This is a genomic window from Flavobacteriales bacterium, from assembly GCA_016779935.1.
Taxonomy (GTDB): Bacteria; Bacteroidota; Bacteroidia; order Flavobacteriales; family UBA7312.
Genome location: JADHMQ010000020.1, coordinates 1 through 10694, shown reverse-complemented (window position 1 = coordinate 10694; position 10694 = coordinate 1). Strand labels below are relative to the sequence as shown.

10 protein-coding genes are annotated in these 10694 nt (G+C 35.9%); 7 read left to right on the top strand and 3 right to left on the bottom strand.

Annotated elements, in window-relative coordinates:
* From ISP73_07820 to ISP73_07790, 7 genes are all read left to right on the top strand, one after another.
* On the top strand, positions 1-120 hold a 120-nt coding region (locus ISP73_07820), incomplete at its 5' end, for a T9SS type A sorting domain-containing protein (GenBank protein ID MBL6658488.1).
* Between the two features lie 102 nt (positions 121-222).
* On the top strand, positions 223-2097 hold the full coding sequence (locus tag ISP73_07815) for a hypothetical protein (protein ID MBL6658487.1): 1875 nt from the start codon (positions 223-225) through the stop codon (positions 2095-2097).
* 10 nt (positions 2098-2107) lie between these two features.
* Positions 2108-3778, top strand: a complete 1671-nt coding sequence (locus tag ISP73_07810) for a hypothetical protein (protein MBL6658486.1) — start codon at positions 2108-2110, stop codon at positions 3776-3778.
* A gap of 3 nt (positions 3779-3781) precedes the next feature.
* Positions 3782-4786, top strand: a complete 1005-nt coding sequence (locus ISP73_07805; protein ID MBL6658485.1) for a hypothetical protein — start codon at positions 3782-3784, stop codon at positions 4784-4786.
* On the top strand, positions 4767-5879 hold the full coding sequence (locus ISP73_07800) for a hypothetical protein (GenBank protein MBL6658484.1): 1113 nt from the start codon (positions 4767-4769) through the stop codon (positions 5877-5879). The genes ISP73_07805 and ISP73_07800 overlap by 20 nt, the downstream gene beginning before the upstream one ends.
* Complete coding sequence (locus ISP73_07795; protein ID MBL6658483.1) at positions 5876-6709, top strand: glycoside hydrolase family 16 protein; 834 nt, start codon at positions 5876-5878, stop codon at positions 6707-6709. The genes ISP73_07800 and ISP73_07795 overlap by 4 nt, the downstream gene beginning before the upstream one ends.
* Positions 6709-7953 (top strand): hypothetical protein, encoded by a 1245-nt coding sequence (locus ISP73_07790; GenBank protein ID MBL6658482.1) that lies wholly within the window; start codon positions 6709-6711, stop codon positions 7951-7953. The genes ISP73_07795 and ISP73_07790 overlap by 1 nt, the downstream gene beginning before the upstream one ends.
* Here the strand turns inward: ISP73_07790 and ISP73_07785 are convergent.
* The 3 genes from ISP73_07785 to ISP73_07775 all read right to left on the bottom strand — a co-directional run.
* Positions 7942-8832 carry a hypothetical protein gene (locus ISP73_07785; protein MBL6658481.1) on the bottom strand — a complete coding sequence of 297 codons (891 nt, stop codon included), beginning with the start codon at positions 8830-8832 and terminating at the stop codon, positions 7942-7944. The two genes, ISP73_07790 and ISP73_07785, sit on opposite strands and share 12 nt — an antisense overlap.
* Positions 8832-10283, bottom strand: a complete 1452-nt coding sequence (locus ISP73_07780; protein MBL6658480.1) for an MBOAT family protein — start codon at positions 10281-10283, stop codon at positions 8832-8834. Before ISP73_07780 ends, ISP73_07785 begins: the two co-directional genes overlap by 1 nt.
* A 50-nt stretch (positions 10284-10333) precedes the next feature.
* Positions 10334-10694: T9SS type A sorting domain-containing protein (locus tag ISP73_07775; protein ID MBL6658479.1), on the bottom strand; the 361-nt coding region annotated here is incomplete at its 5' end.

Here is a 10694-nt window from a genome sequence, read left to right as displayed (position 1 = left end):
GTAGACTTAGAAGGCCAACACCGTACAATGGTAGATATGAATACTATGCCAAAAGGCGTGTACTTCTTAGAAATCACTACACTAAACGGAAGTATCAATCAAAAAATAGTGCTTCAATAAGATTTAGATTTGACTTTTTTTAAGCCCAAGCATCTTGCTTGGGCTTTTATTTTAACGATATTTGGTTATCTTTGTGTAAACTTTACAATAAGTTCATTTTCAGTGCTCAAAAAAACAGCCTTAATTTTTATTATTCTACTATTTTCTTCAACAGCATACACCCAAGCTTTTGTAGAAAGTAAACCTGACGTATTTAAAAAATTAAGCATTTCAGGCTCATATAGATTTTTCTTACAACATAGACAATTTGTAAATCCATACATCTCCGGGGTAAATGCTTTAGACACCAATCGCCTTGTCAAAAGAGCCATATTAGTTGGTGATGCCACACAACTTCCAGAGTTGACCTTGTATATAAGTGCTAATCCTAGCAAAAATGTCTCTTTTGGTACAGATTTAACATTTTGGAATCAGCAAACCGGACAGTTTGACTATTTCAGAGGGATGAATTTAGGGGTAAACTTATACGGATCTTTTAAGACCCCTATTGGAAACTATAATATCAAAACAGGTGGTATTCATTGGTTAAGGCTTAGTCGATTTACAATGAAAGCTGCAGAAGGCTTTAATAGATACACCCTTTTTGATAGAAACCCTTGGGACCCTCAATATGCTAAATTCAGTCAGCGTTATTCGGATTACTACGCTAGAGGAAGCGTACAACAAGATGTCCGTTGGGGTAACAAAGCATTTCAAGGTTTTGCTTTAGACGGCGGAGAATTACCTTACGGATTAAACTTTACATTTTTATATGGTAAGTCTGAATCAAGCGGTTCACAATTAAATCCTATTGATAACAATACCTATCAACAGTCTCCACAGTTTTTAAACACTCAATTTTATTCTTCACTTCTGCCTTCGTACATTCTTGGTGGACGTTTAACAAAACTGTTAGATAATGGCGATATTAGTTTGAATACTATTAGTGGTTATGCCTATTTAGATTCTACTGGAACGAACATGAATAACTATGAGTTACATTCATTAGATTATTTGTATAAATCTAAAAACCTTGTTTTTGTTGGAGAGTTAGGCTTGTCAAAATTCAATGATTTAGATTATGATATTGCCATAGCCACTAAATTTAAAACCACTAAGGAGCTTACCTTTTTACCACTCGATGTTGAATACTTTTACATAGGAAAGAATGTTTACAACAATAATTCTGAGATATTAAATACTTCTATTGAAGATTCACAACCTGCTGACCCTACACAGGGGGGGGTGTTGTCACAAAATGGAAGTGCAATGATGGGTGTTGGAAGTTTAGCAAATAACCGAACTGGACTTTCAATTAATACAGAGTTCAAAATTAAAAAATTGAAAGTTAATTTTGGTCAGACGGTTTCTAAAGAGTTAGAACGTATCACATCGAAACTAACTTACGGTCGCAAAGTAAATTCGCTTACGTTTTCAGAGTTTTACAGATGGGAATACCCGTCATTAGTTGGTCCATACAGTCGTATAAGCAAAGTGTTCAGAGGGATTTATGAGACAGTAGAGCTGGATAATGTTCGTCAAGGACAAATCATTGAGGACAAGTATTTCAACAGCGTAGAGCTGCAAGCTAAGTACGAGTATAGATTTAAAAAATACAATTCCTATTGCTTCTATTTAGCCTCATTTAATTCTGCACAACCAAAGTTTTCTCCTTTTGTAGTGTTAAATGAAGACGCTTATATAAGACATTATGTTCATGAGTTTGAAAATTATTTATCCATGAACTCAAGGACTATTTTAACGACTTATTTAGGAGTTGAAAGAGTTATTGGAAATTACCAAACAGACATTAATGACCAAACATTTATGCCAAGATTTCAAACGACTTTAGGGGTAGGTCTTGGTATTGATTACAGTTTATCAAAAAACACAGCACTGTATTTGCGTCATCGTTATTTTTCTTTTGAAGACAGAAACTTTGTCTTAGACAATAACAATGGTCATGAAACAACGCTAGAAATAAAAGTTACTTTTTAAAACATAAAATATGAGATTAATCGGTATATGTTTTTGTGTTCTCATCGCCATTAATTTGGAGGCACAAGAGAGATTAAAAAAAGTGGAGTTTTATGGGGTCGCCAAAACAAATGTTTTACATCAATCATTTGATGTTGAAGGCGATACCACTAATATTTCCAAAGCAAATTATGGACATTCATTAATTGATTTGGGAATTTTATTGAGACCAACAGCCGCCACTGAAGTAGCTACAGAACTTCGAATTAGAAATGAACTGGGTGGATTTTGGGGAAGCTCTGTTACTTACGGTATAAGACGACTAACACTAAAAGGAGTGGTTAATGATGCCATTCGTTACAAAATTGGAGATCTTGATTTAGAAATGACGCCTTATACGCTTTATAATAACGGTTATCAAGATGCAGTCAATGAAGCTACTGTTTTTCAAATGGCACGTGATGTTGTCGATTATGAATACTATTTTACTGGCAACGCTTGGCGACAACAAGGGATTCAATCGGATTTCGGATTTGACCTTAACAACAACACATTCAACTCTTTAGACGTAAATATTTTTACGGTTAGAAACAGAATGCCAGATTACAATTCGTCATCCCCTGAACGTTTATTTACAGGAGGGCAGTTAGCATTAAACACCACTTATGGACAATTAAAGATGCACTCAGTAAACCTTCATGATTTACAGAGTACAGTTAACGATATTAGCTTGTATTACAATTCGGTAAATTCTCTTTCAGTAAGCGTTCAGCTACCAGAATTACCAAAATTTACCTTGGATTATGAAGGGGGTATTTCAAAAGCGAATTACGATGATTTAGTTGCTGGTACTCAAATAACTATAAATGATTACTACTGGAATTTTGGTTTAAGTTATAAATCAAGCGACAAACTAAAATTTAGAGTTAACGCCATAAACACAGGACCACAATTCCGATCCCCAGCAGCTCAAACAGTTCGTTTAGGGTATTCGTCTAGCAGCAATATATTCCCAACAATAGGAAACGATTTGGCAGTTAGAAAAATGGGGCTGTTGGATTACCTATACAATGATGTTATGTACAACATAACATTTGATGATAGATTAGACGCATACAATCCTGCTTTTAGTAATGTTATGCCTTATGGATTAGCAACCCCTAACCGAAAAGGGTTTAGCCTTAGCATAGATGAATATAAAATTGAAGATAAGCTAGAACTATCTTCTGACGTTCATCTTGTTTCAGAGATAGTAGGCTCAGGAACACCTACTCTAAAATCGTTTTTCAAAGCTACAGCAAAAGCCAACTACCACTACAAAAAATGGTCAGTTAACGCAGGTTTAACGCACGAAAGCACCTCAAGAGAAGGGGAATCTTTTGAAGCCATTGACCTAAGCACCATGTTAATTGATTTTGGTTTAGACTTTAATATTTCAGAAAACATAGCCTTGTTATTTGGCTCCAAATACCACACAGCTAATGGAAATGAATTAGTAGCTATATACGATAATTATAATAACCCTTTACTATTTGAGCCGGTGAGTTTCAATGACAACAAACAAATGTTGAATTCATTAGGTTTTATGGTTGAGTTTAATGAACGCTCTACCCTTACGGCATCCGCGAGTACTTTTTCTCAAGTTGATGAGCGTGACTATAAACTCAATCAATTCCAAATACTGTACAGATTAAATTTTTAAGATATGAGAAACATAATTTACATATTCATAGCCGTTGTTTTTCTTTCATGCGGCAGAGAAAAGCCTGACTTTTTAGGCGGTAGTCTAAACGATCAATTTGGTGAACTATTAGTTCTAGATTCATTACGATCTAGTACCTCGGACTTTAATTTTTCAACTGTCTCACCACGATTTTTTGAGGCACAATGGTCAAAAAACCTGAATTGGCAATTAGATGTTGTTGGCGTTCAAAGTGGAGCAACCAAGAGTTTTACAGGTTTTTCCAGCAAACTAGATATTGATAATACCTCTTGGAATGGTAGCGCCAATGATTTCCCCTCTTTTCTAACAGAAAGCTGTGTGGCGACACTCGTTTTAGCTGACAATATTGATACTATAACAATGTCAACCGTTGTAAGTATTTCAGAACTAAAGCCACTACAAGACAACCTTATGTTAGTGGCAGACTTTGAGGAAGGAATGCCAGTAAACACCATCAAGTTTGTTCAGCAAGGCGAGTCAATGACATTTGATATTGCGTCAGGACAAGCGGCTAACGGAACGAGCTACTATGCTATGGGCGGTATTGTCAATTGGGATTACTATTTAGGAAGTATAAAAGTTCCTGTTGATACGGAAGAGTATACCAATGTATCTCCATTATTATTGTATTTTAATATGGCAGTAATAGGCGGAGCTCTAGGGGAAGTACCAGCAAATCAGTTTATGAAAATATACCTGAGAGAGGACGATGGCGAAAGGTATTCTTATGAAATAAACCCAGTGAACTGGGACACATGGAGGTTAGTATCTATTCCTTATTCGGAATTTGTATTGGAATCAGATGCTGCTAATAATACTAAAGACCCAGGTACAATAAACCAAATAGAGATAATGAGCTTGTCATGCCCATCAGGACCCGGAACCATTGTAGGGGGAGGAACAGCATGTCCTGAAAATATGGGACTACAAGTCAAAACAGATATTGATTTTATAGCATTTTCAACGAATGAAAGTTATCAACCTTAATATTTTATTTGCACTATTATTATTGACGGCTTGCGTAGAGTTTAAGCCCATTGCCGTCTATGATATAGAGCCAGAAGTAGACAACTCTCAGCAAGAAAAAGTCTTTTTTGATGAGTCTTTAGGCTTATTATGGCTCGAGCTCAAAACGTGTGCCGAATTTAAAATAGTTAAAGAAGACAACAGTAATGTTATTCTGTTAGATTGGAATAAACTAGGCTGTGATTGGGTAGGCTTTGGTAACAGTTGGTCGAGCTTTATTGCCGATGACATCAGCGAAAACCTTGATAATTCAGCCATATCGTTTAGAGTAAAAGCCGTAGAAACAGAGCAAAAGTCAATTCCTTTTGTGATTGGACTTGAAGATTACGGCGGAGGAAATAGTTATGTATTTTCAGATTTTAAATCCTTTGCTAATAAGCTAAGCATTACCAAAGATGAATGGACGACTATTAATATTCCACTTTCTAATTATGACTTTAGTTATAATGCAGTAGACCCGACAAACATCAAGCAAATGATTATACAGCTTGAGGGAGCAGGAAAGGTATATTTAGATGACATTAAGCTTATTCCGTTTACACCACAACAATATAATCAAATGCTTGCGGACGTTGAGGCGATGAAGCCACAAGGAAACCCCAATCAAAATATTTATCCATCAAACTTTCAAGAGTTAGCATGGAACATAGGAGTAAACGATTGCAATGAATTATTTGAGAAAGACAATCAAATCCATTGGAAATGGAACGCTTGTGACTTTTTCAATAGATGGGGCTTTAACTGGAACAATTGGTATGCATTTAATCTTAGAGGAATAGAAGATAAGACCGCATTACAGCTTAAACTGTCTGCCGACTACTCTCCATTTTCTATCTCGATAGAAGATTACACCGGCAAATCTTCAGAATTAGACGTTAAAAATTATAACCCTCAAATGGTGGGTGATTCCGTTTCAGTATTGAATATTCCTCTTTCAGATTTCGATTTGTCAGAAAAAGAATTTGTCTTAGATAGAATGAAACAGTTTCAACTTATAGGGGGTGCTGAAGGAGGCGAAATGGTGATTTATGAAATGAAGTTAGTAAAACAATGAAGTATATATTTTATATAATTTTCCCACTTGTATTTTGGTCGTGTGAACAAACCGTTTACGACAATCCAGACTATCAATTGGTATTTTCCGATGAATTTCGAGCAGAAACTATTGATGAGTCCGTATGGAATTTTGAAATTGGAACAGGCTGTCAGTATGGAGTGAACCTTGACGGTTGGGGGAATTTTGAAAATCAATATTACCTTTCAGAAAATGCTTCTATTGTTGATAACGAATATTTGCAGATTGAAGCTAAGCAAGACACCATTTACTTTACGCATTGTAATGGAAGCTTTCAGTCAAGAGAATATACCTCAGCAAGAATCAACACCAAAAATAAATTTGACTTTATTTACGGAAAGATAGAGGCCTCAATTAAAACCGATTTGCGACAAGGCATTTGGCATGCTTTTTGGATGTTACCCTCTTACCCAGAAGTTTCTTGGCCTTTCTCTGGCGAGCTGGATATTCTCGAGCTATCGTACAGAGATCAAAATGTATTTTATGCAGGGACACTTCACCATTCTGGAGCACCTATTGGAGCATCTTACGATTACTCCAACAACACATCCTATTTTGACGACTTTCATTTGTATACTTTAGAGTGGGACAGAGGGTCAATAAAGTGGTATATCGATGATGTATTAGTAAACACTATTACACGCTCAAGCAATGCAACTCTCGACACTAATTGGCCATTCGATAAGGAATTTCATTTGATTTTGAATTCTGCTGTTGGTGGAACGCTCGGCGGAACGCCTGATTTTGGTGGTCAGTCTCAGTACATGCTAGTCGATTATGTAAAAGTGTATCAAAAAATTATAGACTAATGAGGTATATATTCATATTACTATTATTACATACAGTGGCATTTGCTCAAGTCGTTCCAGTAGAGATTGTCAAAAAAGATAAGGGCTATCAATTACTTCGTGGAGGAGAACCGTATTACATAAAAGGCGTTGGTGGACTAGAGTATTTAGAAAAAGCCAAAGAGTACGGCGCTAATTCTTTCAGAACATGGTCTACTGAAAATGCTAAAGAACATTTGGATAAAGCTCAAGAATTAGGCATGACGGTTTGCTTAGGCTTTTGGGCACAACATGAAAGACACGGTTTTGATTGGAGCAATGAACTAGCAGTTAAGCTACAGCTTGAGGCATTTGCTAAAGTAGTTGATGAGGTCAAAGATCATCCCGCATTATTAATGTGGGCAGTAGGTAATGAAGTAGATTTATTTTATTCCAATTTTGATGTTTGGAAACACATCAATGACATTGCTTTAATGATTAAGGAAAAAGACCCTCATCATCCTGTTACAACCGTTACTGCAGGCTTAGATGTAGCTGAGGTCAAGCTCATTCAAAAGTACGCTCCAAGTTTAGATTTATTGGGCATTAACACCTATGGCGGATTAGACGGCGCTATTGAGTCCTTGCCCTATTACAGATGGGATAAGCCCTACATGATAACGGAGTGGGGCCCAAATGGACACTGGGAATCTCCAAAAACCGATTGGGGAATACCTATTGAGCAGACCAGTACTGAAAAGGCAAAATCGTACAAAGAACGATACGAGATGATTTTTGAGGATACTGAAAATTGTCTTGGATCCTATGTTTTTTTGTGGGGCTTTAAGCAAGAAACGACCTCGTCTTGGTACGGTTTATTTTTGCAAGATGGTACACAAACAAGTGTAATGGACGTTCTTATTGAAAAGTGGAGCGGTAAAACACCAAAAAACGGAGCGCCAGATTTAAATTCTTTTACCATCAACTCCAAAAATGCTTATCAAAGTGTAAAGCTAAAGAAGAAGAGTCAAATGTTTGTAAACATTGATGCCTTTGACCCTAATGGTGATAAGCTCACTTACCACATTGAAGTAGTTCCAGAAAGTACAGATACAAAAGCCGGTGGTGATTATGAAGAAGCTCCATCTGCTGTTTTTGAAAAGGTCTTTACAGATAACAACTTCAAAATTAAAGCCCCATCGAAAAGTGGAAAATACCGTTTGTTTGTAGTTATTAAAGATGGTGAAAAAGGAGCTACTGCTAATATTCCTTTTTTAGTGAATTAATTCAATCAATCGATTGTTAAACACCTCCACCCCAGTTTGATTTAGGTGATGTGAATCGTAGAAATGTACACTATCGTTTAGAGATATCAATTCATTAAAATTATAGTAATCAGAATAGGCCGACATTGTACTATCAAAAGAAGTGCTGTTTTCATACATGCCATACTCTAATGATGTAACAGGCGCTTGAACCAAGATTAGTTCTATTCCTCTGTTTTCAGTTAAGCTAACAATCTTTTCAAAACACTTAAATTGCTTCTGATTAATTTTGTAAGGAGCACTCGTCGATTTCTTAAAATCTTGCTTTTGTCGCTCAACAAAACCACCAGAAATATAGGTGTCTTTTCCAATTATTTTGTCTTCAGAAAAGTCTGCGTCTAGATTTAGTAATTGTATGTAAGCAGAATAAAGTAAAGTATTAAATACTTTCATATGCTGAGCTTTTAGGCCCATTTTTACAGTTCGCCAATTCATATTATCGTTTGAAATAATATCTAAAGTCGATTCAATGCCATCTGAGCTGAGGGACTGTGGACTAACTTCAAAAACAATTTTTTCACATTCAATATCGTCTAAGTATTTTTTCAATAAATACAAGCTTTGAGTTGGGGACTGACTGCTTGAGCCTAGATTAAAACTATTAATACCATAACGTTTGAAAATTCGAGTATCAAAACCTCTGTAGGCGTGAGATGAGCCAATAAATAAGACATCTACCTTCGGAAATTTAGTAAGTTCATTAATTCTAGAATATAAATGCCCGCCTTGTTTTTTGAAAACAATGTTGGGGTTAAGATGTGCTGTTAGACCCAAAAATAAGGCAATGGGTAACGTTGCAAAAACAGAAAACAGAATGATATGTTTAAGAAAATGCTTCATCAGAACTGAAAATAGATAAAAGGATTTTGCTCTGTTGGCGTAAAGACTATGATTGCAGCTATAACAATAGCGTAAAAACACCAACGTAGAAAACGGTTTAGTAGGCGTTCAATATTTTCTATGGCATATTCACTTTCACGCCCTAACCATTCAATCAGCACAAAAATGAGTAATAGAATTAGCGTAGTTGAAATACTAACTTTTGAAGTGAGTACAGGCATTGTAAAGAGACTCCACTCAAACATATTTTGAAAATACTCTGCGGCATGACTCAAACTTTCTGCTCTGAAAAACACCCACGCCATAACAGTCAGCAGAAAGGTGGATGTCATTGTTACAAGTTCCCTCATGCTTGGAAAGAGTTTACCTTGAGCCACCGTATCTAAATGTGTTCGATTCTTTTTGGAAAGAAGCAATGGCAAAAAGAACATAGCATTTAAAGCTCCCCAAATAATAAATGTCCAGTTTGCTCCGTGCCAAAATCCACTGATTATAAACACGAAGAATACATTTCTGATTTGCTTAGCCTTAGACGTTTTACTTCCGCCCAAAGGAATATACACATAGTCTCTAAACCAAGTGCTAAGAGAAATATGCCATTTCCTCCAGAACTCAGCAATATCTCTTGAGAAATACGGAAAACTAAAGTTCTTCATCAGATTGAAACCAAATAATCTTGCCGTTCCAATAGCAATATCAGAGTAGCCTGAAAAATCACCATAAATTTGAAAGGCAAAAAAGACAGCTCCTAAAACTAAGGTGCTAGCCGAATGATCAGCAGGAGAATAGAATATAGTATTAGCTATTTCAGCACAGTTATCCGCAATTATCATTTTTTTAAACAAGCCCCAAAGAATCTGACGCATACCATCTACTGCGGAAGTATAGTCAAATTGTTTTTTCTTAATGAATTGAGGCAGAAGGTTAGATGCTCGCTCAATAGGTCCTGCCACAAGCTGAGGGAAGAAAGAGACAAAAGCAGAGAAGGCTAAGACATTTGTAGTTGGTTCTATTTTTTTACGATATACATCTATGGTGTAACTCAAGGTTTGAAAGGTATAAAAGCTAATGCCAACAGGAAGAATAATACTAATGGTTCTTCCTTCAAATGATGTTCCAAATAGTGTAAATGCGGCAGTAAATTGCTCTATGAAAAAGTTGTAATACTTAAAGAATCCAAGTAGTCCAATATTAATACCAATACTAATCCACAGAAATAGTTTTCTTATAGAGATAGATAGACTTCCATTTTTTAGACCAAGACCAATGCAATAGTCAACGATTGTACTGAGTATAATTAAACTTAAAAACCGCCAATCCCAACAGCTATAGAAATAGTAGCTGGAAAGTAATAGCACTCCATTTTGTAGTTTTAAATTCCTGTTACACAGCCAGTATAAACTAAAGACTACGGGAAAGAAAAAGGCAAATTCTATAGAGTTAAACAGCATGTTTCTTTGGCAATTGACACAAACATACAGAAAGGAATATTAATTCCCGATTATTGAAATAGGATTTTGTGATAAATATTGCCAGACTTTGTTGAGATTTCTAAAAAGTAAACACCTTTAGATAAACCATTCATATCAACTGTTTTGGTATACTCTCCATTGTATTCGGTCAATTCTTCACTAAAGACTTCATCACCAACAACACTTAATAATTTGATATTAAAGATTTGATTTTCTGAGGATGAATAATAAATATTAAACGTTCCATTAGTTGGGTTTGGATATACATCCAATCCAGAAACTACTTCTGCTGCTACTCTCTCACCACCTAATGTGTAAGTTGTTGGCTGTGAGAATATCGTTGCCCAAGATGTACCGTTTGGACCACAAGCTCCTCTTATTCTCCAAGAA